Origin of the sequence: Brachybacterium tyrofermentans, from assembly GCF_014897585.1 — a bacterium.
Taxonomy (GTDB): Bacteria; Actinomycetota; Actinomycetes; order Actinomycetales; family Dermabacteraceae; genus Brachybacterium; species Brachybacterium tyrofermentans.
On the sequence record NZ_JABUXW010000001.1, the window covers coordinates 266,878 to 293,285 of the forward strand.

Annotated in this window: 24 protein-coding genes; 10 read left to right on the plus strand and 14 right to left on the minus strand. The window is 69.3% G+C overall.

Annotated features, from left to right (window positions below; genetic code table 11):
• Nucleotides 1-182 precede the first annotated feature (182 nt).
• Together INT49_RS01095 and INT49_RS01100 are read left to right on the plus strand one after the other, a co-directional pair.
• On the plus strand, nt 183-896 hold the full coding sequence (locus tag INT49_RS01095) for a DsbA family oxidoreductase (RefSeq protein ID WP_193115865.1): 714 nt from the start codon (nt 183-185) through the stop codon (nt 894-896).
• A complete protein-coding gene (locus INT49_RS01100; protein WP_193115866.1) occupies nt 893-1,108 on the plus strand; it encodes a hypothetical protein in 216 nt (71 codons plus the stop codon). The genes INT49_RS01095 and INT49_RS01100 overlap by 4 nt, the downstream gene beginning before the upstream one ends.
• A 93-nt stretch (nt 1,109-1,201) precedes the next feature.
• Here INT49_RS01100 and INT49_RS01105 read toward each other — a convergent pair whose 3' ends face one another.
• The 6 genes from INT49_RS01105 to INT49_RS01130 form a co-directional block, all read right to left on the minus strand.
• Nucleotides 1,202-2,152 (minus strand): VOC family protein, encoded by a 951-nt coding sequence (locus tag INT49_RS01105; protein WP_193115867.1) that lies wholly within the window; start codon nt 2,150-2,152, stop codon nt 1,202-1,204.
• A gap of 111 nt (nt 2,153-2,263) precedes the next feature.
• A complete protein-coding gene (locus INT49_RS01110) occupies nt 2,264-4,492 on the minus strand; it encodes an FAD-dependent oxidoreductase (protein WP_193115868.1) in 2,229 nt (742 codons plus the stop codon).
• 100 nt (nt 4,493-4,592) lie between these two features.
• The gene (locus tag INT49_RS01115) at nt 4,593-5,501 is read right to left on the minus strand and encodes a MurR/RpiR family transcriptional regulator (protein ID WP_193115869.1); all 909 of its coding nucleotides are present in this window, start codon (nt 5,499-5,501) and stop codon (nt 4,593-4,595) included.
• A gap of 117 nt (nt 5,502-5,618) precedes the next feature.
• Nucleotides 5,619-6,557: a carbohydrate ABC transporter permease gene (locus INT49_RS01120; RefSeq protein WP_226849569.1), complete on the minus strand. Its 939-nt coding sequence runs from the start codon at nt 6,555-6,557 to the stop codon at nt 5,619-5,621.
• Nucleotides 6,550-7,518, minus strand: coding sequence for a carbohydrate ABC transporter permease (locus INT49_RS01125; protein WP_193115870.1), 969 nt, complete (start codon nt 7,516-7,518; stop codon nt 6,550-6,552). The genes INT49_RS01120 and INT49_RS01125 overlap by 8 nt, the downstream gene beginning before the upstream one ends.
• Before the next feature lies 1 nt (nt 7,519).
• Nucleotides 7,520-8,830, minus strand: a complete 1,311-nt coding sequence (locus INT49_RS01130) for an ABC transporter substrate-binding protein (RefSeq protein WP_193115871.1) — start codon at nt 8,828-8,830, stop codon at nt 7,520-7,522.
• Nucleotides 8,831-8,951: 121 nt separating this feature from the next.
• On the opposite strand from INT49_RS01130, the gene INT49_RS01135 reads away from it, so the two are divergent.
• Entirely contained in the window at nt 8,952-9,965 is a 1,014-nt protein-coding gene (locus tag INT49_RS01135) for an acetylxylan esterase (RefSeq protein WP_193115872.1), read from the plus strand.
• Nucleotides 9,966-10,001: 36 nt separating this feature from the next.
• Here the strand turns inward: INT49_RS01135 and INT49_RS01140 are convergent, their stop codons facing one another.
• From INT49_RS01140 to INT49_RS01160, 5 genes are all read right to left on the minus strand, one after another.
• Nucleotides 10,002-11,234 (minus strand): amidohydrolase, encoded by a 1,233-nt coding sequence (locus INT49_RS01140; protein WP_193115873.1) that lies wholly within the window; start codon nt 11,232-11,234, stop codon nt 10,002-10,004.
• 88 nt (nt 11,235-11,322) lie between these two features.
• Nucleotides 11,323-12,012 (minus strand): NUDIX hydrolase, encoded by a 690-nt coding sequence (locus INT49_RS01145; protein WP_193115874.1) that lies wholly within the window; start codon nt 12,010-12,012, stop codon nt 11,323-11,325.
• A gap of 180 nt (nt 12,013-12,192) precedes the next feature.
• Nucleotides 12,193-13,185 carry a class II fructose-bisphosphatase gene (gene glpX / locus INT49_RS01150; protein WP_193115875.1) on the minus strand — a complete coding sequence of 331 codons (993 nt, stop codon included), beginning with the start codon at nt 13,183-13,185 and terminating at the stop codon, nt 12,193-12,195.
• A 344-nt stretch (nt 13,186-13,529) separates the two neighbouring features.
• Entirely contained in the window at nt 13,530-13,979 is a 450-nt protein-coding gene (locus tag INT49_RS01155) for a DUF2871 domain-containing protein (protein WP_193115876.1), read from the minus strand.
• A gap of 141 nt (nt 13,980-14,120) precedes the next feature.
• Entirely contained in the window at nt 14,121-15,380 is a 1,260-nt protein-coding gene (locus INT49_RS01160) for an MFS transporter (RefSeq protein WP_319021463.1), read from the minus strand.
• Nucleotides 15,381-15,543: 163 nt separating this feature from the next.
• Between INT49_RS01160 and INT49_RS01165 the strand changes: the two genes are divergently transcribed.
• Nucleotides 15,544-16,479 (plus strand): aldo/keto reductase, encoded by a 936-nt coding sequence (locus INT49_RS01165; RefSeq protein ID WP_193115878.1) that lies wholly within the window; start codon nt 15,544-15,546, stop codon nt 16,477-16,479.
• Between the two features lie 136 nt (nt 16,480-16,615).
• Here INT49_RS01165 and INT49_RS01170 read toward each other — a convergent pair whose 3' ends face one another.
• Nucleotides 16,616-16,975 carry a hypothetical protein gene (locus INT49_RS01170; protein ID WP_193115879.1) on the minus strand — a complete coding sequence of 120 codons (360 nt, stop codon included), beginning with the start codon at nt 16,973-16,975 and terminating at the stop codon, nt 16,616-16,618.
• Between the two features lie 257 nt (nt 16,976-17,232).
• On the opposite strand from INT49_RS01170, the gene INT49_RS01175 reads away from it, so the two are divergent.
• Nucleotides 17,233-18,333 carry a Gfo/Idh/MocA family protein gene (locus INT49_RS01175; RefSeq protein WP_193115880.1) on the plus strand — a complete coding sequence of 367 codons (1,101 nt, stop codon included), beginning with the start codon at nt 17,233-17,235 and terminating at the stop codon, nt 18,331-18,333.
• 114 nt (nt 18,334-18,447) lie between these two features.
• Here INT49_RS01175 and INT49_RS20965 read toward each other — a convergent pair whose 3' ends face one another.
• Together INT49_RS20965 and INT49_RS01180 are read right to left on the minus strand one after the other, a co-directional pair.
• Complete coding sequence (locus INT49_RS20965; protein WP_226849570.1) at nt 18,448-18,576, minus strand: putative transporter small subunit; 129 nt, start codon at nt 18,574-18,576, stop codon at nt 18,448-18,450.
• 58 nt (nt 18,577-18,634) lie between these two features.
• Nucleotides 18,635-20,275, minus strand: a complete 1,641-nt coding sequence (locus INT49_RS01180) for a sodium:solute symporter family protein (RefSeq protein ID WP_226849607.1) — start codon at nt 20,273-20,275, stop codon at nt 18,635-18,637.
• A 721-nt stretch (nt 20,276-20,996) separates the two neighbouring features.
• Here INT49_RS01180 and ngcE point away from each other — a divergent pair.
• From ngcE to INT49_RS01205, 5 genes are all read left to right on the plus strand, one after another.
• Complete coding sequence (gene ngcE, locus INT49_RS01185; RefSeq protein WP_193115882.1) at nt 20,997-22,439, plus strand: N-acetylglucosamine/diacetylchitobiose ABC transporter substrate-binding protein; 1,443 nt, start codon at nt 20,997-20,999, stop codon at nt 22,437-22,439.
• The gene (locus INT49_RS01190) at nt 22,439-23,359 is read left to right on the plus strand and encodes a carbohydrate ABC transporter permease (protein WP_193115883.1); all 921 of its coding nucleotides are present in this window, start codon (nt 22,439-22,441) and stop codon (nt 23,357-23,359) included. The genes ngcE and INT49_RS01190 overlap by 1 nt, the downstream gene beginning before the upstream one ends.
• The gene (locus INT49_RS01195; protein WP_226849571.1) at nt 23,359-24,309 is read left to right on the plus strand and encodes a carbohydrate ABC transporter permease; all 951 of its coding nucleotides are present in this window, start codon (nt 23,359-23,361) and stop codon (nt 24,307-24,309) included. Before INT49_RS01190 ends, INT49_RS01195 begins: the two co-directional genes overlap by 1 nt.
• A 160-nt stretch (nt 24,310-24,469) precedes the next feature.
• Nucleotides 24,470-25,402 carry a MurR/RpiR family transcriptional regulator gene (locus INT49_RS01200; RefSeq protein ID WP_193115884.1) on the plus strand — a complete coding sequence of 311 codons (933 nt, stop codon included), beginning with the start codon at nt 24,470-24,472 and terminating at the stop codon, nt 25,400-25,402.
• 142 nt (nt 25,403-25,544) lie between these two features.
• Nucleotides 25,545-26,339, plus strand: a complete 795-nt coding sequence (locus INT49_RS01205; RefSeq protein WP_193115885.1) for an endonuclease/exonuclease/phosphatase family protein — start codon at nt 25,545-25,547, stop codon at nt 26,337-26,339.
• The last annotated feature ends 69 nt before the right edge of the window (nt 26,340-26,408 follow it).

The window sequence follows — 26,408 nt, forward strand, 5'->3', positions numbered from 1 at the left end:
CAATGGCAGACGCATACGCGGCCGTCATGCGTTTGGCATCCCTCTCTAGGGCCGCACTGCGCCACGAGCGAACGGCCACGCAGGCCTCTCGCGCCGACACACCCCACGTAGTACCGTTTTCAAGTAATCACAGGTTCTGCGACACGCGCGGCATCTGCACCTGCATCACGATGGAGGCCGGCATGACCGACGACGACCAGACCCCGAGCATTGCGCCCCACGCCGAGTCGCTGATCACCGTGGATGTCTGGACCGACGTGGTCTGCCCCTGGTGCTACATCGGAGAGTCCCGCCTGCACGATGCGATCGCCGCCGAGGGCCTCGAGGACGAGGTGCACGTGCGCGCCCACTCCTTCGAGCTCGACCCCGCGGCGCCGACCGACACCATGCGGGACAACGTCGCCCATCTCGTCACGGCCAAGGGCATGCCGGAGGAGAAGGTGCGCGAGATGGAGGGCCAGATCCAGGCGATGGCGCAGGAGCTCGATCGCGCGTACGTGACCGACCGTCCGATGGCCAGCACCCGCGGCGTGCATCGCGTGATGCAGGCGATCGGCGAGGGACAGGGCATCGACGCTGCGACCGACTTCTTCCTGGACCTGCAGCGCGGCTACTTCACCGCCACCTCGAATCCGTTCGACGTCGAGGCCGTCGTGGCGCGCGCGGTCGATGCGGGCCTGCCCGAGACCGCGGCGCGGGCCGCCCATGCCGGGGAGACGCATGACGCGCAGGTCGAGGCCGACGTGCGCGAGGCGGCACAGTTGGGTGCGCGCGGTGTCCCGTTCTTCCTGTTCAACGACAAGTACACCGCTCCTGGAGCACTGCCGCTGGACGCCTTCCGTCAGGCCCTGCGGCAGATCGCCGACGAGGCTCGGGCCGAACGGGCGCAGTCATGAGCGACAGGCCCGGACGCGGAGCGAGCGAGGGCGATACGGGTGCACTCAGCGCGAGCGAGCACCTCACGGGTGAGCGCGACGGGAGCGAGCACAACGACGCCCCGGTCAGTGCGGAGCCGCAGGCCACCACCCCCTTGGCCTCGCTCACGTCGTTGCTCGGCGACGACGTCGCGGGCGGTGCGTCCTGCGCGGCTGACGGCACCTGCGACTGAGGAGTCGCCGAGTCGGTCGCCTGGGCACGGCTCGCCGGGCCGGCCAGCCGCATCGACACGCCCCATCTGGCCGGCCGGCCACCGCGGTGCGACTCAGCGAGCCAGCAGCTCCTCGGTGTCGGTGCCGGGCAGGCTGATGGTGACCGGGGTGCTCCACGGGTCCTTGACCTTCACCGAGCGGCCTTGGTCGGCGAAGGAGAGGCCGGCGGACTTCAGCCGGCCGGTCAGGGCGTCGAGGTCGTCGCGGCCGGGAACCGTGATGGCCACGTCAGCCAGGCCCAGCGAGGTGGCGCGAGGGCCGGCGCCGCGACTGTTCCAGGTGTTCATCGCGACGTGGTGGTGGTAGCCGCCGGCCGCCGCGAACAGGGCACCGGGGTGGGATCCCACGGTGGTCTCGAAGCCGAGCGAGTCGACGTAGAACGCGCGGGCCGCGTCGACGTCGCCGACCTGGAGGTGCACGTGGCCGACGATGCCGGGACGGATCCCGGGAGCGGCGGCGACGTCGTCGGTGAGGTGCCTGCTGAGGTAGGCGTTGGGGTCGAGGTACAGGGAGTCCATCGCGACCTGGCCGTTGCTCCAGGTCCACTGGTCGCGGGGACGGTCCCAGTACAGCTCGATGCCGTTGCCCTCAGGATCGGTGAAGTAGAACGCCTCGGAGACGAGGTGGTCGCTCGAGCCGACGAAGCGCGAACGAGGATCCTGGGCGGCGCGCAGCACGGTCCCGGCGAGCGCGGATTGGTCCTCGAAGAGGAAGGCGGTGTGGAAGAGGCCGGCCTGTCGGGGGTCGACGGCGGGCAGGCCAGGGGTGGCGACGAGGCGCACGAAGGGGATGCCGCCGCGGCCGAGGACGCGGTGGACCTCGCCGTTCACGCGCGCCTTCTCCTCGAGCGAGGTCAGTGCGAGGGCGTTCTCGTAGTAGGAGCTCATCAGCTCGAGGTCGCCGACGCGCAGGGTCACGGCATCCATGGCGAGATCGGCGGAGAGGTGGCGCTCGTCGACCACCCCCGTCACGGGGGCGGACGTGGCCTGGGGCGAGGTGGTCATGAGCGATGGTCCTTCCGACGGTGATCGACAGGCCCAGCATGACTCGTTTTAGCTGAAAGTTCAACGACTGGGTGACGCACACCCTTCGCGCTCCCTCACCCCCGTCCGCGCTCAGTCCCCGTAGGCCCTCAGGGCCACGATGCGCGCCGCTGTCGCGCCGTTCATGTCCTCGATCACGACGCGCAGGGCATCGGTGCGCACCGGGTGCTCGAGCGGGAAGGACCGGTGGCGTTCGCGGTTCTCCCGGATCCGGGCGACCTCCTGCCACTGCGCGTCGATGAGCACTTCGAGGCGAGCGGTACGCACCAGGGTCGGCATCGTGTCGTTCGGGGTGCGGTGATGGTGGAGGTTGATGAGGTCCTCGTTGAGGTCGTCGTCGAGCACCAGGTCGATGGCCGTGATCTCCTGGGGCGCCGACCAGCGCAGCTGCAGCCAGGGCTGCGGGTCCTCGGCCGTATCGGCGGAGACCCACAGAGCCGGACCGCCGTAGGGCCGTGCGTAGCCGCCGACCGCCTGCTCGGGGACGAAGGCACGGGTGGGCGACCCTGCACGGAAGCAGATGCCGCGCCCGTGCAGCGTCTCCTTCCAGTACCGCCACTGCTCAGGGCTCGCCTCGTCCGGCGGCAGATCACGGTGCCTCATCGTGACCGTGCCGGGCTCCACCCGATCGCCCTGATGGACCTCGACCAGCGGGTTCCGGCGCAGCACGACCACGGCGTTCTGCGCCGCCTCCGGCTCCCAGTCCAGGTCGGCCCGCACCCAGGACCGGCCCTGCCGCACCGGCACCTCGACGCTGCGCACGCGCGACGCGGGCAGGTAGTTCTGAGGCCGGCCCACGCTGTGCAGCTCGACGACGAGCTCGGTGTCCTCGATCGCGTCGACCAGGACCTCGACCGACCCCAGCATCGGGTCGACCGGCAGCACGAGGGCGAGGTCGTGATCGAGCACGACCTGGCCCGTGCTCCGCGTCGAGGCGAGCGTCCGCTTGTGGGAGGACGCCGTCACCTCGGCTCCACGTGCCAGGTTCGCCGGATCGTCGTCGGCGACGCCGAGCAGGGAGGCATCCGCGCGCACCATCGCCCGGTGCAGCTCGGGCAGGTGGTCGGAGGCGAGGGAGCGAGGGCTCACCTCGAGGCGGCCGGCGACCGCGGCGCCGATTCCGGCGGCCTCACCGAGGATGCCGCAGGTCGCCATCACGCGGGTGCTCCCGAAGGCGACGTGGCTGGCGCTGATGTCGCGGCCGGCCATCCAGAGGTTCGAGACGTTGCGCGAGTACAACGCGCGCACCGGGATGTGATAGTTCCCGTCGGGGTGCCAGTGCCGCGACCCCTTCTCGCTCGCGTACACACCGCCTACAGGGTGGAGGTCGATCGACCAGCCGCCGAAGCCGATCCGGTCGTCGAACTCGGTCTGGCCGAGCACGTCGTGCTGGGTGAGGACGTGATCGCCGACGAACCGTCGGTACTCGCGCTTGCCGGGCACGGCGCCCACCCATTCGAGGCTGAGGGTGTCCGCATCGAACCGCCCGGAATTCTTGATGTGGTCCCAGAGTCCGTAGCAGACGGCCTGCAGCTCATCACGGATCCGCTCGTTGTCGTGGACGACGTCGAGGTGGCCGCCCCATTCGATCCACCAGAAGTCGCAGCCGTTCATCGTCTGCCGGATCACGCGGTTCTGCGGGATGGCGGTCGCTGCGATGTCGACCGCGAACGGCGGGGCGACGAACTTCTGCGGATGCCCGACGTCCTTGGTGTAGAAGAGGATCGTGGAGCCGAGCATGTCCTCCCCCGCGTGCTCGGGCGCCCAGGACTCCCCGAACCTCTCCCGCGGCTCGCTCCCCCGCATGGTCTCCGCGCCGGCCAGGTGGCCGACCAGGCCGTCGCCGCTGCAGTCGATGAAGGACTCACCGCTGAACCTGATCCGGCGCTCGGAGCCGCTCATCCACCCGGTGACGGACCGGATCGCCCGCGCGTCGTCGGGCCCGTCGGCCTCCACCTCGGTCACATCGGTGTTGAGGAAGAGCTCGATGTTCGGCTCGGCACGCACCTTCTCCAGCAGCAGCAGGTCCCAGTAGTACGGATTCCCGTCGGGGTTGCGGAACTGGTTCTCGACATACAGCTCGCCCATGACGCCGGTCTCGCGGGCGAACAGGTGGATCCCGTGCGCGGTGGCGCCGCAGACCCAGACCCGCACCTCGCTCGACGAGTTCCCGCCGAGGACGGGCCGGTTCTGGACGAGGGCGACACGGCTGCCTTGACGGGCGGCTCCGATCGCTGCGCAGACGCCGGCGAGGCCTCCTCCCACCACGACGATGTCGGTGGTGACGGATTCGGTGAGCATGAAGATCCTTCCTGAAGGTGCGGTGCTGAGCGAGGTCAGTGGTCAGTGCCGTGCGGTGCTGAACGGGGTCAGCGGTCGGTGTCGTGCGGTATTGAGCGGGTCAGCGGTCGGTGTCGTGCGGCGAGGCGGGAGGGTTCGTCTCGAGAGTCCCGTCGTCCACGAAGCGCAGGGTGGGGTCGGCGGAGCGGCGTTGCGCGACGAGCAGCCAGAGCATGCTGGTGAGCAGGGTGTCGCTCGCGCGGCCGGCGAAATGCTGGGTCCACACGGCACCGTTCCGGATGCCCGTGAAGAGCGGGATGTCGGCGGCCTGATCGAGCGCGGCGCCGGGAGCTCCGTGCACCGCGATGGTGGTCGCACCGGCTCGACCCGCGCTCCGGAGCAGCTGCAGCGCGGTCTCGTCCTCCCCGGAGCGGTTGAGCACCAGGACCACATCCCGCTCGGTGAAGGTGCGGGAGATGAGCTCGAGGGTGCGCGACCCTGCCTCGTGGCACCAGACGGCGACGCCGATCCGCTGGAGTCGCAGGTACAGCTCCCGCACGGCGATGGAGTCGCCCCACTCCCCGTGCAGGTGCACGCGCTCGGCCCCGGTGATCGCATCGGCCGCGCGCTCGACCTGCGCCTGGTCGATCAGCGCGGCGGCATCGCGGAGGGCGCGGGCCGCGGTCCCGGCCAGGATGTCGAGGACCTCCCCGGGGGCGTCGGCGGGCGTGATGGCCGTTCCGATGTCCCGCTCCCATCCGGACTGCGCCGCCCGGCCGTTGTCGAGGGCGATCGCCGCCCGCAGGGCCGGGAACCCGGCGTATCCGAGCTTCCGCGCGAAACGGGAGACCGCGCCGGGGAAGGTCTCCGCCGACGCCGCGAGTGCGGTGATCGAGGAGTCCCCGGCACCGAGCGGGTCGGCGAGGATCGCCTCGGCGATCCGACGGTTTCCCGGGTTGAGCCGGGGGAGCTCCTCGTGGAGGCGTGCCAGGGCCGATGGAGAGGCGGCCGGGTCGGGAGTGGTGCTCATGGGTGATCGTCCTTGTGCGTTCGCGAGAGGTGGGGAAGCGTCGCGGCCGGGCCACGGAGGTCGCTGCCGGCGACCGTGTCCAGTGTGCTCGGAGCAGACGGCGCACGGGCACGTGACCTACTTCAGCGCGCTCTCGGTCATCGCACGCACGAATCGGCGCTGGAAGATCAGGAACACCAGCAGGATCGGGACGATCGAGATGACCGACGCCGCCATCGACAGACCGGCCGCCATCGCCCCGTTCTCGTCGGTGAAGCTGGTCAGCCCCATGGGAAGCGTGTAGTTCTCCGGGGTGGAGAGGAAGACCAGCGGGGTCTCGTAATCGTTCCAGGACCAGACGAACGTGAGGATCGCCAGCGCGCTGATCATCGACAGCGCGTTCGGCAGATAGATCCGGAAGAAGATCTGGAGCTCGTTCGCGCCGTCGAGCCGCGCGGCCTCCGCGAACTCGTCCGGCTGGGAGACGAAGTACTGGCGCATGAGGAAGGTCCCCAGCACGGTGAACATGCCCGGAAGGATCAGTGCCCACAGGGTGTCGTACAGGCCGAGCTTCTCGAAGTACACGAAGCGCGGGACCAGCAGCAGCTGGGCCGGGATCAGGGAGGTGGCGAGGTAAGCGATGAACACCTTGCCGCGCCCGGGGAAGCGGAGCTTGGCGAAGGCGTACCCGGCCAGGGTCGCCGTGGTCAGCTCGCCGAGCACCCGGAGCGCGGCCACGAACACCGAGTTCCCGAAGGGGATGAGGATCGAGCTCTCCCCGAACAGCACCTCCGTGTAGTTCTCCCAGCGGGGCTGGTGCGGGATCCACTGCATGGGGATCCTGAAGGCCTCCAGATCCGGTTTCAGCGAGGTGGAGATCATCCAGGCGAAGGGCAGCAGGAACACCAGCGCGAGGATCCACATCGGGATGCCCCAGGCCCAGCGGCGCACGCGGTCCCGGCGCTTGCGCAGCGCCTGCCGCTGCGCCATGCCCGTGCCCCGGCCCGGCCCGCCGCCGGCCGTCGTGGTCGTCGTGCTCGCCGTCGTCGTGGTCGCCGTCGTCGTCGCGTCAGTCATGGAGCGCCCTTCCTCGCTGGGCTCGCCACATCAGGAGCATGATGGCGAAGATGCCGATGAAGGTCACCAGGCCCACGGCGGAGGCATAGCCGAACCGGTAGAACTGGAAACTGGTCTGGTACATGTAGAAGGACAGCGTGGTCGTGGAGTCGCCCGGACCGCCGTTGGTGATCAGGGCGATCATGCCGAAGGTCTGCGAGATCCCCACGAACAGCGTCACCAGCAGGAACACGGTGGTGGGTAGCAGGGACGGCCACGTGATCGTCCGGAACGACGCCCAGCGCCCGGCCCCGTCGATGCGGGCCGCCTCGTACAGCTGGGTGGGGGCGTCCTGCAGGGCCGAGAGGTAGATGAGGTTCGCGTAGCCGGCCTGGGACCAGATCGTCACCAGGATCAGCGCGGGCAGCGCCCAGTTCGACGAGGCGAACCACTGCGGCAGGTTCTCCGCCCCGAAGACCCCGAGCACCTGGTTCACCAGGCCTGCCTCCGGGTCCAGCAGCATCTGCCAGGTCATGCCGATCGCCACGATGTTCACGATGTACGGCACGAAGAAGGCGGCACGCAGCAGACCCCGGGCCGGGATGTCCCGGTTCAGGGCGAGCGCGAGCGCGAGGCCGACCACGAGGGTCAGCGGCACGGCGACCCCGGCGTACACGATCGTGGTCACGAGGCTGCGCCAGAAGGTCGGGTCCTGGAACACGGCGAGGAAGTTGTCCAGGCCGACGAACTCGATGCCCCCGAAGCCCGAGACGAGGTTCCAGCGGGTGAAGGAGAGCAGCACCACCGAGATCAGGGGCACGAAGGTGAAGGCCAGCACCCCCAAGAGGTTCGGGGCGATGAAGAGCCAGCCGACGTATGCCTTCGGCTCCGAGGGCGCGCGGCCCGTGGGCCGCCTGAGTCGTCCGCCCGCCGCGGCGGCGGGCCCGTCGGCCGTCTCGATCCTGGTGTCGACGATCGCCATGTCAGTCCTCCTCGAACCGGTCGATGAGCGCCTGGGCGTTGCTGTCGACGTTCTCGATGGCCTTCTGCGGAGTCCGCTCGAGGAGCCAGCACACGTCGCGCTGCTGCTGGTACTTCTGCGTGATCTCCGTGTATGCGGTCAGCTCGGTGTCCAGGTGCATGCGCGGCTGGTCCTCGAACAGGGTGCGGCGGAACGAGTCGACGTCGAAGAACTCCTCCGCGCCCTCCCCGAGGATCCCGTCCAGGAGCTCGTCGTCCCCGACGTCGCCCAGCAGGGAGATGTACCCCGCCTTGACCACGTCCTGCGCGCTCTCCAGCAGCCAGAACTTGCAGAACTCCCAGGCCAGGTCCTGCTTGGGGCTCTTGGAGTTGATCTGGAGGAAGGCCCCGTACTCGCCGGTGTTCCAGTCGTTGCCGTCCAGGGTCGGCACAGGCGCGCAGGCGACCTTGAAGTCGTGGGGGTAGTTCTCCTGGTCGGTGAGGAACCGCAGCGAGTAGGGCGCCGTGGTCCACAGCCCGAAGTCCTGGGCGATGAAGTTGTTCTGCTGGTACGCCTCGAGCTGTCGGGCCAGCGCTTGTGACCAGGGATAGAGCACGCCATCGCGGATCAGCTCCGCGGCCAGCTCGAAGTGCTTCAGGAAGGCGGGGTGGGAGAAGTTGGAGTTCCCGTCCTTCGTGAAGCGGTAGTTGGGGCCGAGCTCGATGCGGGCGATGTCCGGCAGCACGTAGGTGCCGTACTTCCCGTCGTCGGCGAGCGCGCGGATGACCTCGAGGTACTCCTCGACGGTCCACTGCGTGGGCAGCTCGATCCCTGCTCTCTCCCGGAGGTCCTCGTTGAACAGCACCATCTGTGGGATGCGTGTCGTCGCGAGCGCGGTGATCTCGTCGCCGTCGATGAGGGCCTTGGGGTCCTCGGTGTCCAGGAAGGCCTCCAGCTCGGGAGTGGCGCGCACGAGATCGCCGACGTCCGCGGCCAGGCCGGAGTTCGTGCGCATGGTGAGGTTCGGGACGCCGTAGGTGAAGAAGACGTCGATGTCGACGCCGCCCTGCAGAGCGGTGTTCACCGTGAGGTTCCCGCGATCGTCGTTGACGTATCGCGTGTAGGTGACGTGGGTGCCCGGGTGCTCCTCCTGGAAGCGGTCGATCACGGCCTGCGGGCCGCTCTCGGCGGGGATGCCTCCCCAGACCTGGAGGGTGTCCATGTCCTTCGACGAGCCGGACGAGCACCCGGCGACGGCTGCCGTGCCGGCCGCGGCGCCCATCGCGCCGGCGAACTGCCGGCGGCTCAGGGAGAGTCCGGATGCAGGGAGCATGCGACAACCTTCCGACGCGGCGGTGCGTGGGTCGAGATCCTGGGGCGGTGCACAACTTTTGCACTGTAGTTCAACGACGTCAACCCTTGATGCACATTCTGTGCAGATCTATCGTGGGGCGATGGCGACACCGACCGAGCCGACGGGCGACTCCCCGGCACCTCCCCACCGTCCGGGCCGCCCCGTCGGCACCGGCCCCGCCGGCACGAGCCCCCTCAGCACCGGCCCGGAGGGATTCGACGCGTTCTGGCGGACCACTCTCGTCGAGCACGCGGGCCGCGACGCAGCCCGCTTCGACCCGGTGGAGTCGCCGCTGCGCACCATCGACGTCGAGGACGTAACCGTCGCAGGGTTCGACGGACATCCCGTGAAGGGGTGGATGCTGACCCCCGCGCACGGCGCATCGCGCGGGACCGTGATCCAGTTCCTGGGCAACAACACCGGCCGCGGGATCCCCGAGCAGTGGACGCTGCTGCCGAGCGCCAGCTGGTCCACGTTCGTGATGGACAACCGCGGGCAGACCGGGCTCGCTTCGGCGGGCGATACCCCGGACCCCGTGGGCAGCGGGCCGCAGATCGTCGGCCGCATGACCTCAGGGATCCAGCAGCCGGAGACGTACTACTACCGCCGCCTGTTCACCGATGCCGTGTGCGCGGTCGATGCCGTGCGTGCACGTCAGGGGCACGGGGCCGGGCCGCTCGTCGTCTCGGGCGGGAGCCAGGGCGGCGTCACCGCCCTGGCCGCCGCGGCGCTGAGCGACGGCATCGCGGGCGCGCTCGTCGAGGTGCCGCTGCTGTGCGACATCCCCCGCTCGGTCCAGACCGCCGCGGACGGACCGTTCACCCAGATCCGTGACTACCTGCGCACCAGGCGCGGAGACGAGGAGGCCGTTCTGCACACGCTGTCGTTCTTCGACGGAGTGCACTTCGCCTCCCGTGCGCAGGCCCCCGCCCTGTTCGCGGTCGGCATGCTGGACCCGGTGTGCCCGCCGGCTGGCGTGCTGGCCGCCTACGAGGCCTACGCGGGAGCTCGGAAGAGCCTGCGCAGCTATCCGTTCGACGGGCATGAGCACGGTCAGTGGCAGCACAGGCGCCGCCAGCTGGAGTTCCTCGAGGGGCTGACCGAGAGGCGCTGACCCGGCTCTGATCGGGCCGTGCGAAGTCCGGGGACGTCAGGCCGAGGCAGCGCCACGCCCCCGGTGCTCTTCTGCCAGCTGGGCCGCCCGCTCGAGCACGAGGGGGCGCCGGGTGTGGCTGGTGGCGACGTCCTGGATCACCCAGGCCATCGCGACCGCACAGTCGTCCAGGAGGAGGTAGCCCTCCTCGCTCGCGGCGTGCGCGGCGAACTCGCGGGTGTGCAGGGCGCCGCCCGCGCCGGTGATGCCGACGAAGGGATGCAGGCCAGGGACCCGCTGGGACACATTGCCCATGTCGGTGGAGGCGGCCATGACGCCGAGCGATCCGGCGAGCGGGCGCCCCAGGGCGGCCATCGCCTCGTTCCAGGAGATGCCGAGCACCTCGTCCTGCTGGAGCGGTTCGTAGGTGGGCTCGGAGGCCTCGATCTCCAGCGTGCATCCGGTGGCGACCGCGCCGGCCTCGAAGCAGGCGATGAGCTGGGTGCGCAGCTGCTCGAACTCGGGCATCGTCAGCGCCCGGCACTCGAAATCGACCACGGCGGTCTCCGGCACGATGTTCGTGACCCCGCCCTGCTGGGGCACCAGGGCCAGGCGCTGGCCGTCCTTCACCCGCTGGCGCAGCAGGCCGGCCGCGACCTGGGCGACCACGGCGGCGTCGTTCGCATTGATCCCGTCGGTCGGGTTCGCGGCGGCGTGCGCCCCGCGGCCCGTGAAGGTGGCGCGCCAGCGGCCGACGGCCTGGCTCGTGGAGCCCAGCACGTCATAGGTGTCCGTGTGCGGGGTGGGGTGGGACATGAGCGCGAGGTGCACGCCGTCGAACACGCCGCGGTCGATCAGCAGCTGCTTGCCGCCGCCGTGCTCCTCGGCTGGCGTGCCGATGACCAGGAGCGTCACGTCCAGCTGGTCGACGACGTCGGCCAGGGCGAGGGCCGCGCCGAGCGAGGCGCCGGCGATGAGGTTGTGCCCGCAGCCGTGGCCGATCTCCGGCAGGGCGTCGTACTCCACGCACAGCGCTGCGACGAGGGAGCCGGTGCCGAGGGTGGCGCGGAAGGCGGTGGGCAGCTCCGCGATGCCGCGCTCGACGACGAACCCGGCGCCCTCGAGCAGGTCTGCGCAGCGGTCGTGCGCGCGCTGCTCGGTGAAGGCGGTCTCGGGGTCGGCGTGGATCGCCCGCGCGACGGTGAGCACGTCCTCCCGGCGGGCCGCGAAGGCGGCGGCGATCGCGGTCTTGCGCGGGTCGGGGTGCGTGAGGGCGGCGTCGAGAGTCACGGGTCGATCCTGCCATGGTCTGCGGCGTCGATCCCCGAGTGATCACCCCGGAGCGATCACCCGGAGGCGATCGCGGCCCGCCGCCGGCTCACTCCCCCGCGCGCAGCAGGGGCGGCACCAGGGAGGTGCCGGGGCCCGCGGAGTACAGACGTGCGGGGCGGCCGCCGGTGGGCGCGGCGTGCCGGTCGAGCTCGAGCAGGAAGCCCTCGGTGCGGGTGGCCTTGCGATGGAAGTTGCCGGCGTCCAGGGTCGTGCCCCACACGTGCTCGTAGACCCCGCGCAGCTGGGAGATGGTGAACTCCTCGGGCAGGAAGGTCACGGCGAGCGTCGTGTACTCGAGCTTGGCGCGGGCGCGCTCGATGGAGCACTCGAGCACCTCGGCGTGGTCGAAGGCCAGGTCGATGTCGGCCAGCTCGGCGATGGGCCACCAGCGGGCGTCGGCCACGTCGTCGCCGCGCTCGGGGTCCGGCAGATCGGCGCCGAGGGCCATGAAGGCCACCGAGATGACGCGGGCGCGGGGGTCGCGGTGCGGGGTGCCGAAGGTGCGGACCTGCTCGAGGTGCACGGCGCTACTGCCCAGCGAGGCCTCGTCGGCGAGCACCCGGTAGGCGGCGTCGTCGAGGTCCTCCTCGAGCTCGATGAAACCGCCCGGGAGCGCCCAGGCGCCCCGGTGGGGGTCGTCCTCGCGCTGGACCAGCAGGACGTTGAGGGCGTCTGCCCGCAGGGTCAGGACGATGAGGTCGACGGCGACGCGGATGTCTTCAACAGGGGAGGCCATACGGTCACCTTAGGGGTGGTTATGGTCAGGTTGACTGCTACTGCAGTGCGTATCACAGAATGATCTCAGCCGCCGTCACACGGCCCGAGCCAGCGGGCGCTGCCCTGGTCAGCGGCACCCGCCCTGGTCAGCGGGCCCCGCCCTGGTCGTTGCGCCACTGGGCCACTGGACGGGCCTCACTCACTCCGAGAGCCAGCGGTCCCACTTCTCGACACGGTGCTCCGCCTCGACGATGCGTACGGTGCCCGACTGGGCCCGCATCACGATCGACTCCGTGATCAGACGGTCCTGCTGGAAGCGCACGCCCTTCAACAGGTCGCCGTCGGTGATGCCGGTGGCCGCGAAGTAGCAGTTGTCGGTGGTGACCAGGTCCGATGTGGTGAGCACCCGGTCCAGGTCATGCCCGGCGTCGATCGCCTTCTGCCGCTCGGCGTCGTCGATCGGGGCGAGCCGGCCCTGGAGCATCCCGCCGGTGGCCTTCACGGCGCAGGCGGCGATGATCCCCTCGGGGGTCCCGCCGGTGCCCAGCAGCATGTCCACCCCGGCGCCGCGCGCGGCCGCGATCGCTCCGGCGACGTCGCCGTCCATGATGAACTTGACGCGTGCGCCGGCGTCGCGGATCTCCTGAACCAGGGGCTCGTGGCGCGGCCGCTCGAGCACGCACACGGTGACCTGGCTGACCGGCTTGTTCAGGGCCTTCGCGACCAGGGTGATGTTCTGCGCGACCGGCAGGCGCAGGTCGACGTAGTCGGCGGCCTCAGGGCCCACCACCATCTTCTCCATGTAGAACACGGCGGAGGGGTCGTACATGCTCCCCTTCTCGGCGACGGCGAACACGGCGAGCGCGTTGTTGTAGCCGAGCGCGGTGAGGCGGGTGCCGTCGATCGGGTCGACCGCGACGTCCACGTCGGGGCCGGTGCCGTCGCCGACGCTCTCGCCGTTGAACAGCATGGGCGCTTCGTCCTTCTCGCCCTCGCCGATCACGACGGTGCCGTTCATCCGCACGGTGTCCATGAAGGTGCGCATGGCATCGACGGCCGCGCCGTCGGCTCGGTTCTTGTCCCCCGCGCCCACCCAGCGGGCGCCGGCGATGGCGGCCGCCTCGGTCACGCGGACCAGTTCGAGGGCGAGGTTGCGGTCCGGGGCGGTGGGGGTGCTGGCAGTGCTGGTCATGAAGGCCTCCGTCGTCGTCGTCGGGGTCGATCCATCCCGCGCATCCGGGTGCCCGATCGTGACGGGTCGGGCGATGCCGTGCGGGTGCTTCGGACTCTACCCGGCGCACGGTCGACGCCGGGAGGACTGCGGATGAATGCTCTGTGCAGGACCTGTGGTCATGCCCTGGAACGCCCTATGCCCCTGTGGCACTGTGGCGCTCACGGCGACGCATCCACTGGCGCCATGTGTGCAGGTTCGCCGTAGAGGGCGGAGCCTGCACACATGGCGCCAGTGGGTACGCAGCAGCCGAGTCGCGGACCCGGGATGACCGGAACGAGCCACGGGCTTGTGTTGTGGAGAGGTCAGACGGTGGCGGCGGTCTTCTCGAGGGCTGCGGTGCGGTCCTTGATGCCGGCGCGCACGGCGACGAACAGGGCCACGAGTCCGACGGTCAGGAGCATGTGCCCCAGGCCCGCGATGCCGGGGATAGCGGCGCTGGTGGTGGCGGGGTCCTGGCCGTCGAGGGTGAGGAATCCGCGCACGGCCTGCATCGCCACGGTCACCACGAGGCCGATGTTGTAGGTCCAGTAGAAGACCGAGAAGGAGCGACGGCCACTCAGGGAGAACACCGCATCCAGGGCGAGGACCACGAGGAACATGACCATGCCCAGGACGAGCAGGTGTGTGTGGAGGGTGTTGAGCTGGGTGTGGGTGCCGAGGTTGTCGGTGGCCTTGGTGAACTCGCGGTAGAAGAGTCCGGAGGCGAGGCCGAGGATGATGTACGCGAACGCGGTGTTGAGGAGCTTGTTCATGTCTTCGACTCTAGAATTCCGGCGTGACCTGGGGATCAACCGAAGGATTGATCGTCATGGTGGCCCGGGCCACGCATCGAATGACGAAGGTCGCCAGGCGACGAGCAACGGCCGACGGGCCGCGCGCCGAGGGTCGTGCTGTCAGGCGGCGACCGGCCGACGGACGGCCCGGAGGTGCCAGACCCAGAACCCGCCGCCGAGCAGGGCGAAGATGAGGGACGTGAGCCCGAGCGCCACGAGGCCCGTGGTGACCAGCGGTGCGATCAGCCCGGCGAGCAGGGCGTTGAGGACCAGGCCGAAGAAGGTGCCCAGCGAGGCGGCGGCACCCCGCTCGTGCGGGAACAGGTCCAGCACCTCGAGCTGGATCGGCGCGAACAGCAGGGCGACCGTGAACGCGATGAGCATCGGCCCGATGACGGCGAGCAGCAGACCCCAGCTCAGGCCCCCGGTGAACTCCGGCGCGAAGGAGACCAGCACCAGGTTCACGACGGTGGTCACGACGGTGCCGACGAACCCGAAGGTGATCAGCCTGCTGCGGTCCATGAGGTCGGCGACGCGGCCCACCACCCAGGCGCCGGAGAGCATGCCGATGATCAGTGGGATGAACAACACCCAGAAGTCCCTCTCGCCGAGCCCCAGCAGCCGCACCACGACGATCGAGGCCCCGGCGATGAACAGGAACTGGGCGGCGAACCCGAAGGCGGACGCCGCCGCGACCCGCAGCATCACCGGCGACCGGCCCACATGCGCGAGGGAGCCCAGCAGCGAGCGGACGCGCAACGGGGTGCGGGCCTCGGGCGGGAGCGTCTCGGGCAGCCGCACGGTGAGGACCAGGACGAGCAGCGCGTAGGCGCCGACCCCGGCGAACACCCACCGCCAGTCCCCCAGCAGCAGGAGCCAGCCGCCGAAGATCGGGGCGACCGCCGGGGCGACCGAGAAGATCATCATGACCTGGGCCATCAGTCGCTGCGCCTCGGATCCCGAGAACATGTCGCGGATGACCACGCGGGAGACGATCGTGGCGGCGCCCGCACTCATCCCCTGCAGCACGCGCAGAAGGATCAAGGTGCCCATGCTCGGTGCGAGCACGCAGCCGAACATGCCGATCAGGTAGATGACGAGGCCACCGATCATGACCTTCTTGCGACCCAGGGCGTCCGAGAGCGGGCCGTGGAAGATCGACATCACCGCGAACGCGGCGAGGTAGGCCGAGACCAGCTGCTGCAGGGCGACCTCGTCCCCGCCGAACTCCGCCCCGATCCGGGTGAAGGCGGGGAACACGGTGTCGATGGTGAAGGGGCCGAGCATCGCGAGCGAGGCGAGCGTCAGCGTGATCCGCGCACCCGCCTTCGCGCGCCGGGGAGCGGGCGGGACGTGGGAGGTGGGGAAGGGCGTGGTCACCGTGTCGATCCTAGGGAGAAGGCCCACCCCGGCGCACCTGCATCCCGCGGGTCGGGAACGCTCACGACTTTGACGTGTACGGCGGCGTCCTACGGGCATAGGCTCTTTCCGGCGCCGCTGCCCCTGGCGACGCCGCCGGTCCCCTGCCCCGTGAGGTCACCCCATGAAGCACATCGCCATGCCGCACACCGATATCTCCGCACCCAACGTGGTGCTCGGGCTGATGCGCATCTCCGAGAAGTCCGACGACGAGATCCGCACCCTGGTGCGCACCGCCCGCGAGGCGGGCATCGACTTCCTCGATCACGCCGACGTCTACGGCAGCGAGCTGCACCAGTGCGAGGCCCGCTTCGCCGAGGCGATGCAGCTCAGCTCCTCCGAGCGGGAGCAGGTCACGCTCCAGACCAAGGCCGGCATCGTGCCCTCCGGTCCCTACTTCGACTATTCCTACGAGCATCTGATCGAGTCCGTCGAGGGGTCGCTGAAGGCGCTGCAGACCGACTACATCGACATCCTCCTGCTGCACCGTCCCGACGCGCTGGTCGAGCCCGAGGAGGTCGCCCGCGCCTTCGACGAGCTGCACGCGAGCGGCAAGGTGCGCAGCTTCGGCGTCTCCAACCACACCCCGCGCCAGATCGATCTGCTCGCCAAGCACCTGAACCAGCCGATCGTCGCCAACCAGCTGCAGCTGTCGATCACGCACTCCACGTTCATCGCGCAGGGCGTCTCGGCGAACATGCAGGGCACCGATCAGGCGATCGTGCGCGACGGCGGCGGGATCCTGGACTACTGCCGCCTGCACGACATCACCGTGCAGGCCTGGTCGCCGTTCCAGGCCGGGTTCTTCGACGGCGTGTTCCTGGGGAATCCGGAGCACGCGGAGCTCAACGCGGTCATCGACCGCCTCGCCGCGAAGTACGACGTCGCCCCCGAGGCGATCGCGACCGCCTGGATCACCCGTCACCCGGCGCAGATGCAGGTCGTCCTCGGCACCACCACGCCGGAGCGCGTCACGGATTCCGCCGCCGGTTCCGAGATCCCGCTGACCCGGCCCGAGTGGTACGAGCTGTTCCGCGCCGCCGGCTGGATCGTCCCCTGATCCGCGCCGCGGCCCGACCAGTCGCCGCCTGACCGGCCACGACCAGCAGACGGAGCTGAGGCGACGGAACCCTGCACTGTGCAGGGTTCCGTCGCCTCAGTTCTGTCTCAGCAGCTCTCGCCCCGAGCCTCCGCGCTCAGCACGGCCCGCCGATCACGGCGAAGCCGCGCAGAGCGTGGACCACGGCGAGCACGGTCAGCACCCCGGCGAGCACGTACACGATCCACTGCTGGACGGGGTACTGATATGGATGCTTCCGACGCTGGACGATGCCGGCGACGGCGCACACGAGGCAGAGTGCGGCCGCGATCATCGCACCGTAGTCCTGGTAGGAGCAGGCGGTCTGGACCCCGTTGACCGTGGAGCTCGTCGTGGAGGACAGGGAGATGACGAAGCCGAGCGCTCCGATGACCAGTCCGATATAGGTGGCCCTGGGTATGTCCCTGAGCTTCGTGGTCGGCTCCGGGAGCAGGGGCTGCGATTCGTTCGCGGTCATGGGAAGTCCTCGTCGTCGTCGGTGGTCGGCAGGGGGACGAGCACCACCTCGGCTCGTCGTTCCCCCTGATCCTCGCCTGACCTCTCGGAACCGTCGATGGGGAGGGGTCCTCGGGCAGGACTCCCCATCGACACGGCCAGCCGGGCAGCCCACCGGGCACCGCGCGGCAACCCCTACCGCCACCGGCCGGAACAGACCAGGATGGGACGCAGATTCCCACCCACGTGCCGCATCGGAGCGGCGAGGAGGCACAGCTCATGGCTCAGCGCGACAGGCGTATCGGACTGGTCGGATACGGCGATGTGTCCGTGGTCCACGTCGGGGCGATCGAGGCGATCGACGGCCTGGAGCTCGTCGGCATCGCAGACGTCGACCCCGCAGCGCGCGAGCGCGCCGAGGCCGCGACCGGCTTGCCCACCTTCGCGAGCGTCGACGAGCTGATCGATGCGCTGGGACCGGACGCCGTGCACGTGACGACCCCGCACGACCAGCACGTCGGCCCTTCACTCGCCGCTCTCGAGCGCGGCGTGCACGTGCTGCAGGAGAAGCCGCTCGCCCACACCCTGGCGGAGGGCACGCGCCTGGTGGAGGCGCTCGGAGCCGTCTCCGCCGAGGGCACCGTAACCGCCGAGGGCACCGCGAGCGCTGGAGGCACTGTCACCGCCGCTCGGGCCGACGGCGGCCAGGGCGCGCCCACGATCGGCATCTGCTTCCAGAACCGCTACAACCGCGCCAGCCAGGAGCTCGCCCGCCTGCTGGGCAGCGGTGAGCTCGGCGAGGTGCGCGGCGCATGGGCCTCGGTGGTGTGGAGCCGCACCGCGGACTACTACGCCGCGAAGCCGTGGCGCGGGCGCTGGGAGAACGCCGGCGGCGGGCTGCTCATCAATCAGGCGATCCACACCCTGGACCTCGTGCAGTGGCTGCTCGGCCCGGTCGAGCGCACCGAGGGCCTGGTCTCGCAGAAGAAGTTCGCGGGGGTCGTCGAGGTCGAGGACACCGCGGATCTCGTGCTGCACCATGCCTCCGGCATCACCACCACGTTCTACGCGACGCTCACGGCGCCCATCGCCCGGCCCGTGGAGCTCGAGGTCGAGACCGAGAACGCCTACCTCGAGGTGCGTTCGGGACGCGGCGGCGGCCTGACCGTGCGCTGGGCCGACGGCCGTGTGGACACCTTCTCCGACAAGGTCGCCTCCGCCGGCGGGCGGTCCTACTGGGGCGTCTCCCATGAAGAGCTGATCCGCGACTTCTACGCGAGCCTCGATGCCCCCGAACCGTTCTGGATCGGCCCCGCCGAGGCCATGGGGTCGCTGCAGATCCTCAAGGACGCCTACACCAACAGCGGCGTCGGGAACTGAGCCCGCGCCCTCCCCCCGCACCGTCGCCGCCGTCGCAGCGCACGCACGCAGACGCACAGCGCCCGTCGGCCCTCTCCGGGGCCGACGGGCGCTGTGCTGCGCGGTGAGGCGAGTTCAGATGATCTGGCGCCCCTCAGCGCGGGCTTCCTTGACGTCCTTGGCGAAGCCGCGGACGATCGTGATCAGGACGCCGAGCACCAGCACGGGCCACATGAGCAGGTAGACGGTCAGCAGAGCAGTCATAGCGCTCTCCTCTCTCAGGGTGCGGCAGGGCGAGCGGCCCCGCCGCGCGGGTGGTCGGTCAGCGTCCGGCAGGTGCGGAGATCTCGTCGGCCGGCGGAGTGCCGCCCGCCTCGGAGGGCTGATCAGAGGCCTCGTCCTCCTCGTCGAAGTCGCCGGTGATCGTGCCGATCACGGCGAAGTCGAAGTTCTGCGAGGACCTGACGCTCATCAGGTAGCAGACCAGGAACGAGACCGAGTAGGCGACGAGCGAGCCGGACAGCGTCTCGAAGTCACGCAGGTAGCCGAAGCCGAACGGCAGCACCGCGAGGGTCGAGACGATGCCGATGACCAGGGCGGGACGCAGGCCGAAGAAGCCGAACGCCATGATGCCCAGCACCACGCCGACGCCGAGGATCGCGAGCGCCTCGACGGCGAACCCCCAGGCCCCGGTCAGCGGGATGAGCGTGAAGCGCACCGGCAGGAACACCACGAGCGCGACGATGACCGAGACGGTGAACGCCTTGTTGGTGACCTTCTTCCAGTAGAAGGAGGCGATGACCGGGAACACCAGGCAGCCCCACAGGGCGCCGACGAACACCAGCAGGTCCAGGATGTTGAACTTCGCGGTGGCGAAGAACAGGGCCGCGGCGGTCGCGACGATCATCGTGATCCGGCCGATCAGCAGCATGAGCTTCGGGTTCACCTTCGTGCGCCCGACGGACTGGCCGTAGATGTCGGTCATGACGATCGAGCTCAGCGCCGACAGGTCGGAATCCGCGGTGGAGGACAGCGAGCCGATGATCATGATGAAGGCGAGGGCCACGAGACCCACCGGCAGATAGGTGCCGACCATCTGCGGCAGCAGGTTGTTGACGTCCCCGCCCATGGGCTCGACGCCCAGGTAGAGGGCCATCACGCCGAGCATGCCGATGCCGATCACGGTCGCGCCGTAGCCGATGGTCGCGGTGATGAAGGTGGGCTTGATGAGGTCCTCGCGCACGGCGAAGAGCCGCTGCGCGATGGTCTGGTTGCCGATCGCATAGGCGAGCACGGCCGCGATGTAGGGCGCACCCTGGTTCATGAACGCATCCGAGGAGAAGAAGCTCTCCTGCTGCGGGGTGACGTGGCCGGCGGCGACGCCGTCGGCGAACATCTGCGGGCCGCCGACGACGAAGAACACCGCCGGGATGATGATGACGGCCGCGCCGAGCATCGCCAGGACCTGCGCGAAGTCCGTCAGCACCGAGGCGCGGAAGCCGGACCACAGGGTGTAGAGCAGCACGCCCGCGGCGATGATCACGATGCCGGCGCCGAAGCTCAGCGGGGAGAGCATCGCGATGATCGCACCGCCCGCGATGAAGTTCGAGGTCAGCGAGATGACCGAGCCGAGCACGTTGGAGCCCGCCAGCATCAGCTGCGAGGACCGGCCGTGCCGGGCGTACATGACCTCGGCCAGCGTGTGCGCCTTGGGCGCGACCTTCCGGATCCGCTTGCCGAAGGGGTAGATGAACAGGATCATCAGGGCGCCCCACAGCCCGTAGTGGATGGGGCCGGAGACGCCGTAGGTGTAGCCCGCGGTGACCGAGGCGTACATCGAGGACGCCCAGATCCAGGTCGCGGTCATCGACGCCGCGGAGACGCCGAAGCCGATCTTGTTGCCGGCGGTCATGTAGTCGTCGGCGTTCTCCTTCTTGCGGGAGATGACGACGGACATCCACATCGTGCCGCCGTAGAAGAGCAGGAGGAGGACGATCACGCCGATGATGCCGAGCTGGGAGATCTCCCCCGGTGACTCAGGTGGCACAGGACTTCCTTTCGTCGCAGACAGACATGTCTTTCAGTCGTCCGGTCATCCGCGACGCGCGCAGGGCGCGTTGAGTCCAGGGTGGTTCCCCACGTCGGGCAGACCGGCAGCAAGCCCTGTGGTGGGGGCCGTCCGACATCGACTCGGGCGATGCCACGCATCTGCTCCGAGGATGTGAACCGCAACGGCTGCGGCGGGACCCGAGCTCTCACAAGACTCGATCCCGCACGTCACAACCACACATAGGACCTTGGGAAGAGTCGCACACTTATGCACACTCTGCCACCTGAGAAGTCACTGGGATGTCACGTTGCGCTGGTCAGGCCAGCAAAAGGATTGTCGGACAACCATGCGTCCCGCATCACATGACCGTCGCTCCGCATGAACATGCACCATTCAGCCCTGCACGGCCTGACGAACGGGATTTTCGGTCGCGACCATCCCGGCGTTCTGCGCCCCGACCAGGGCCTCGCGACCCTCCCATCACGAGCCCCGCATCCCCGGGGCACGATGGGATGAAAAGAATTTGCACGTTACCCCTCAGTAGAGGGCTAGATTTTCATCTACGTGACACCAGCAGGCCATGGAAGCGGCTCACCGTGGAGTCGTCACCGTTCAAGGACGTCGAAAGGTCATCATGTCTATCCCCCTCTCTGACTCCCGCTCCTCTCGTTCCCCACGCACCTCCGCACTACCCTCCTCCCGTCGCTCCTTCCTGGGTCTCGCCGGAGCCCTGGGCGTCGCCGGGCTCTCGGCCTGCGCCACCGGCGGCGCGAGCGGCGGCTCCGAGCAGGCGGGACCGGCCGCCGCGACCAGTGAGGACAACCCCTTCGGCGTGGACGGTGGGGAGTTCACCGCGTTCGTCTTCGACGGTGGCACCGGGGTCCCCCACCTCGACTTCACGCAGGACCTCTTCGAGACGAAGCGCCCCGAGGTGACCACGAAGATCGTGCGCGCCGAGGACCTCAGCACCCTGCAGCCGCAGTTCGTCAACCAGACCCCGCCGGACCTGTTCCAGAACTCCGGTGCCGGCGCGCTGGACGTGAACTCGCTGGCCACCAACGATCAGCTCGCCTCCCTCGAGGACCTCCTGGCCGCGCCCAGCTGGGACGACCCCGCGATCACCGTGGAGGAGAGCCTCAACCCCGGCGTGCGCGAGGCGGGCATGGTCGCGGACCAGCTCGTCGGGCTCAACACCGTGCAGTACGCCTGGGCGATCTGGCACGACGCGGCGCTGTTCGCGGGCAAGGGCTGGGAGATGCCGCGCACCTGGGACCAGCTGATGACCCTCTCGGCCACCATCAAGGCCGACGGCATCTATCCGTGGGCATTCACGGGCATGAACGCCAACTACTTCGATGAAGGCGTGTTCCAGCCGTTGGTGGCGAAGATCGGCGGCCAGGAGGTCTGGAAGAACGTCGACAATCTCGAGGACGGGGCCTGGCAGCAGAGCGCGATCCGTGAGGCCGCGGAGGCTCTGCTCCAGCTCAGAACGGACGAGCTGATCCTCCCCGGCGTCGCCCAGATGACCCACATCCAGTCGCAGACGGCCTGGCTGAACCACGAAGCGGCCTTCATCCCGGTCGGTGCCTGGCTCGAGAACGAGATGAAATCTGCGATCCCCGAGGGCTTCGAGCTCACCGCGACCGCGCTGCCCGCGCCAGATGAGTCGCTGGCCGACCTCACACCCAACAACCCCGGGGCCGGCTGGTACGTCCCGGCCGACGCAGCCAACCAGCCCGCCGCCTTCGAGTTCCTCCGCGCCCTGCTCAGCAAGGACGCCTCGCAGAACTACGCGAAGCTCACCAACTCGGTCACGATGGTCAAGGGCGCCCATGAGGGCCAGGAGCTCTCTCCGGCCTTCGCGACCATCACCGAGATGATCGACAAGTCCAACGCCGTCGAGCCCTGGGCCCCCGTGAAGTTCGACTCCTGGTACCCCTCGATGGTCGAGGAGATCCGCGCGGCGCTGACCGCGCTGGTGCTCGGGGACCTGGACGTCGACGGATTCCTGGACCGCTGCCAGAAGAAGGCCGACGCGACGAAGGCCGACGACGCGATCGCGAAGCAGACCCGCTGATGCACAAGCGCGGACTGTGGCGGCTGATCGTCACGTTCACCGTGCCCGGCCTGGTGCTGTACACGGTGTTCGTGCTGTCCAGCTTCGCCCAGGGCGTGCAGATCTCCTTCACCGACTGGACCGGGTTCACCCCCGATCTGACCTACATCGGGCTGGACAACTACCTCCGCCTGCTCGGGGACGGGTCGTGGTGGCGCTCCGTCTGGCACAACGTCGCGCTCCTGGTGGTGATCCCGGTGTTCACGCTGGGGCTGGCGCTGCTGTTCGCGTCCCTGATCACCCGGGGCGGTGCGGGCAACCTCCGCGCCACCCCGGGCGGGGACCTGTACCGGATCCTGTTCTTCTTCCCGCAGGTCGTGCCGGTCGTGATCATCGGCATCCTGTTCAGCTACGTCTACGCCTCGCGCGGCGGCCTGCTGCAGGGGCTGCTGTCCATGGTGGGCCTGGACCTGCTGACCGTGGTGCCCAACGGCCCGCTCGGCAATCCGCGGTTCATCCTGCTGGCCATCGCCGTGGCCGCTGTGTGGTCCTCCGTCGGCTTCTACATGGTGCTGTTCCTCTCCGCCATGGGGCGGGTCCCCGACGAGCTGTTCGAGGCCGCCGCCCTGGACGGGGCCGGGAGGCTGCGCAGCTTCCTCCACGTCACCCTGCCGCTGATCTGGTCCCACGTGCAGACGGCGTTCATCTACCTCGCGATCGGCACGATCGACTCGTTCGCGCTGGTCGCGGTCATGTCACAGACGGGTACCGCGGCCGACTTCGGAGCAGACGTGATGTCGACGTACCTGTACCGCACGGCGTTCTCCCTGAACTCGCAGTTCGGGTACGCCGCCGCCATGGGCACCGTGATGATGCTCGGCTCGGTGGCGCTCGCCCTGGTGACCTTCCGACTGACCAAGCGCGAGGAGTACGAGTACTGATGAGCACCCAGCCCCTCATGACGGATCGTCCTGCACCGGACCCACGTCCTGCGACGCCCGCGCACAGAGTGCCGAAGGGCTCGCGCCCCTCCCGCTCATCCCGCTCATCCCGCGTGGCCGCGCTGATCCCTCAGCTGTTCCTGGTCCCCTGGGCGCTCGTGGTCGCAGTGCCCCTGGTGTGGATGCTGATGTCCTCCCTCAAGACCAACGTGGAGATCTACAACAGCCCGTTCGGGCCTCCCTCCGAGCTGCGGGTGGGGGTCTACGTCGACGCGTGGACCGAATCCAACATCAGCGCGTTCTTCCTGAACACCGTGGTGGTCGTGGCCGGCGGCGTCGGCCTGACCATGCTGCTGGCCGTGATGACGGCCTATGTGATGGCGAAGTACCCGTTCCGGGGCAGCCGCGCTTTGTACTACCTGTATCTCGCCGGCATGACCTTCCCGGTGTTCCTCGCCATCGTGCCGCTGGTGAAGATCGTGCAGTCGCTCGGGCTGTTCGCCACCCCCGTCGGCCTGATCCTCGTCTACGCGGCGTTCTCCCTCCCGTTCTCGGTCTTCTTCCTCACCGCGTTCTTCCGCTCGCTGCCCGAGGAGCTGTCCGAGGCGGCGTTCATCGACGGTGCCGGCCACTTCGGGGTGTTCTTCCGGATCATGCTCCCCCTGGCTCGGCCCGGCCTGATCTCGATCGCCGTGTTCAACTTCCTCGGACAGTGGAACCAGTACCTGATCCCCGTGGTGCTGAACCCGCAGCAGGACGAGGAGCGCTCGAACTACGTGCTCAGCCAAGGACTCGCCGCCCTGGCGCTCGGCGAGAACTACGAGACCTCCCCGACGTCGATGGCGCAGCTCTTCGCCGGGCTGCTCATCTCGATGGTCCCGGTGCTCATCGTGTACATCCTCTTCCAGCGCCAGGTACAGCAGGGCCTGACCGCCGGTGCCCTGAAGTGAGGTGCTCCGGTATGACCCCGCCGGCGATGCGGCATGCTCCGAACCAGACTCCTGACAGCCCCTGTCCTGGGATGATGGGCACCCACCCCGCCGCACACCGGTCTCCCTGCCCCGTGCATCGCCACAGGTGGGCCCCCAGCACAGGAAGGCCCCGACACTGATGTCATCCGTCGATCCCGACGCGACCTCGCCGCCGCGTCCCGCCCACGACGAGGGTGCACCGAGCGCTCAGGCACCCCGGCCGCTCCCGATCCTCGCCGTCCTCCGGGCGGAGCTGCCCACCCTGCCGCCGCAGCTCCGGCAGCTGGCCCAGGTCGCGCTGGAGTCCCCCGCGGAGGTGGGGAGGATGACCATCACGGACTACGCGGCACGGGCCGGGTCCTCGGCCGCCTCGGTGACCAGGCTCTGCCGGGCTCTGGGGGTGAGTGGCTTCTCCAGCCTGCGCATGGAGCTCGCGCTGGCGGCGCAGCGGTCCGATCAGGGACCAGTGCCGAGCCTCTCCGGGGACATCACCGCCCAGACGCCGCTGCCCGACCTCGTCTCCCGCCTCGCCCTGCTCGGGGCACGATCCATGGATGAGACCGCACGGCTGCTGGACCAGGACTCCTTCGAGACGGTGACACAGGCCCTCGGCGACGCCAGCCATGTGTACGCGATCGGAGCCGGATCGGCGCATGCGATCGCGGTGTCGCTCGAGCACAAGCTCCGCAGCCTCTCGATCCCCGCGACGAGCTTCCACGATCCGCCGTCGGCCGTGATCGGGCTGGCCGCGGCCCGTCCCGGTGACGTCCTCGTGGTCGTCTCGGACACCGGCACCGAGAGCGAGTGCATCCCACCTCTCACGGAGGCGAAGCGCCGCGGCTGCGTCACGGTGCTGATCACCCGCCTCTCGCGATCCCCCGGGGCCGTCGTGGCCGACCATGTGGTGCTCGCTGTCCAGGACTCCACCCCGCTGCGCACCGGCACGCTGAACAGCAGGATCTCCGAGACCTTCCTCGTGGACTGCCTCGCCTCCGGCATCGTGGTCGGCCATCACGAGCGATCCGTCGACGCCCTCAGCTCCGTCGAGGAAGCGCTCGACCGCTACTGGTGAGGCGCTGCCACGCCCCCGCCCCTCCCTGCCCCGCATCCGCCGACCCCAGGAGCACGTCATCTCCTCCGGCCTTGCCGCATCCGGCCTCGCCGCGCCCCACCTCGCCGCCACCGAGGCCGCGCCGGCCTCCCGTCTGCACGTGATGAGCTTCAACGCCCTCTTCCAGACCGACTCGTCCTCCCCCGGCGACCCCGGCCACTGGGAGGACCGCGCCCCGGCGATCGAGGCGATGCTGGCCGCAGATCGCCCGGACCTGCTGGGACTGCAGGAGATGCAGGCCTGGACCTACGGGCCGATCGAACGCGGGCTGGGGCCGACGTACCGGTCGATCGGCATGGCGGAGTCCGGCGGCAGCGACGGCCTCATCAACCCGATCCTCTACAACACCGATCGCCTCGAGCTGCTGGGCTGGAACCAGTTCTGGCTCTCGGACCGACCTCGCGAGATCGGCTCCGCGACCTGGGGGAACGCCCGCCCCCGCACGGCGGTGAGGGCACATTTCCGCGATCGGGCCAGCGGCCTGGAGTTCGGGCATATCAACACCCATCTCGACCATGTGATCACCCAGGCGAAGACGAAGGGGGCGCAGCTGATCTCGGACCATCTCGAGCAGTTCCGTCTGCTCGGTCTGCCGTCGATCACCACCGGTGACTTCAACTCGATCGCCCGCCGCTCCCCCGCCTACACGGTCCTCGTCGAGGACTACGGGCTGCAGGACTCCTGGCTCGCCGCCGAGGAGCACCTCAGCCCGGGGTGGGGCACCTTCCCCTTCTTCGGGGAGGTCGAGGAGTCCGACGTCCGCATCGACTGGATCCTGCTGAGCCAGGACGTCCGCGTCGCCGCGGCACGGATCGACGACTTCCGCCTCGACGGGGTCTTCCCCAGTGATCACCTGCCCGTTCACGCGCACCTCGAGCTGCTGGCCCATCAGAGCTGACCGACCCATCAGAGCTGACTGTGAGGATGGCTTTGTCGGCCTTGTGCTGATGGGGTGTGTTCGACGGCA

What these genes read in the sequence shown, in the direction of transcription:
- INT49_RS01120 (WP_226849569.1), bottom strand. Translation starts at nt 6,557, where the DNA reads ATGACTGACGCGACGACGACGGCGACCACGACGACGGCGAGCACGACG.
- INT49_RS01145 (WP_193115874.1), bottom strand. Translation starts at nt 12,012, where the DNA reads ATGGCCTCCCCTGTTGAAGACATCCGCGTCGCCGTCGACCTCATCGTC.
- INT49_RS01200 (WP_193115884.1), top strand. Translation starts at nt 24,470, where the DNA reads ATGTCATCCGTCGATCCCGACGCGACCTCGCCGCCGCGTCCCGCCCAC.
- INT49_RS01115 (WP_193115869.1), bottom strand. Translation starts at nt 5,501, where the DNA reads ATGAGCACCACTCCCGACCCGGCCGCCTCTCCATCGGCCCTGGCACGC.
- INT49_RS01125 (WP_193115870.1), bottom strand. Translation starts at nt 7,518, where the DNA reads ATGGCGATCGTCGACACCAGGATCGAGACGGCCGACGGGCCCGCCGCC.
- INT49_RS01095 (WP_193115865.1), top strand. Translation starts at nt 183, where the DNA reads ATGACCGACGACGACCAGACCCCGAGCATTGCGCCCCACGCCGAGTCG.
- INT49_RS20965 (WP_226849570.1), bottom strand. Translation starts at nt 18,576, where the DNA reads ATGACTGCTCTGCTGACCGTCTACCTGCTCATGTGGCCCGTGCTGGTG.
- INT49_RS01170 (WP_193115879.1), bottom strand. Translation starts at nt 16,975, where the DNA reads ATGACCGCGAACGAATCGCAGCCCCTGCTCCCGGAGCCGACCACGAAG.
- INT49_RS01100 (WP_193115866.1), top strand. Translation starts at nt 893, where the DNA reads ATGAGCGACAGGCCCGGACGCGGAGCGAGCGAGGGCGATACGGGTGCA.
- INT49_RS01105 (WP_193115867.1), bottom strand. Translation starts at nt 2,152, where the DNA reads ATGACCACCTCGCCCCAGGCCACGTCCGCCCCCGTGACGGGGGTGGTC.
- INT49_RS01175 (WP_193115880.1), top strand. Translation starts at nt 17,233, where the DNA reads ATGGCTCAGCGCGACAGGCGTATCGGACTGGTCGGATACGGCGATGTG.
- INT49_RS01195 (WP_226849571.1), top strand. Translation starts at nt 23,359, where the DNA reads ATGAGCACCCAGCCCCTCATGACGGATCGTCCTGCACCGGACCCACGT.
- INT49_RS01130 (WP_193115871.1), bottom strand. Translation starts at nt 8,830, where the DNA reads ATGCTCCCTGCATCCGGACTCTCCCTGAGCCGCCGGCAGTTCGCCGGC.
- glpX (WP_193115875.1), bottom strand. Translation starts at nt 13,185, where the DNA reads ATGACCAGCACTGCCAGCACCCCCACCGCCCCGGACCGCAACCTCGCC.
- INT49_RS01165 (WP_193115878.1), top strand. Translation starts at nt 15,544, where the DNA reads ATGAAGCACATCGCCATGCCGCACACCGATATCTCCGCACCCAACGTG.
- INT49_RS01180 (WP_226849607.1), bottom strand. Translation starts at nt 20,275, where the DNA reads ATGTGGATGTCCGTCGTCATCTCCCGCAAGAAGGAGAACGCCGACGAC.
- INT49_RS01110 (WP_193115868.1), bottom strand. Translation starts at nt 4,492, where the DNA reads ATGCTCACCGAATCCGTCACCACCGACATCGTCGTGGTGGGAGGAGGC.
- INT49_RS01190 (WP_193115883.1), top strand. Translation starts at nt 22,439, where the DNA reads ATGCACAAGCGCGGACTGTGGCGGCTGATCGTCACGTTCACCGTGCCC.
- INT49_RS01135 (WP_193115872.1), top strand. Translation starts at nt 8,952, where the DNA reads ATGGCGACACCGACCGAGCCGACGGGCGACTCCCCGGCACCTCCCCAC.
- ngcE (WP_193115882.1), top strand. Translation starts at nt 20,997, where the DNA reads ATGTCTATCCCCCTCTCTGACTCCCGCTCCTCTCGTTCCCCACGCACC.
- INT49_RS01155 (WP_193115876.1), bottom strand. Translation starts at nt 13,979, where the DNA reads ATGAACAAGCTCCTCAACACCGCGTTCGCGTACATCATCCTCGGCCTC.
- INT49_RS01205 (WP_193115885.1), top strand. Translation starts at nt 25,545, where the DNA reads ATGAGCTTCAACGCCCTCTTCCAGACCGACTCGTCCTCCCCCGGCGAC.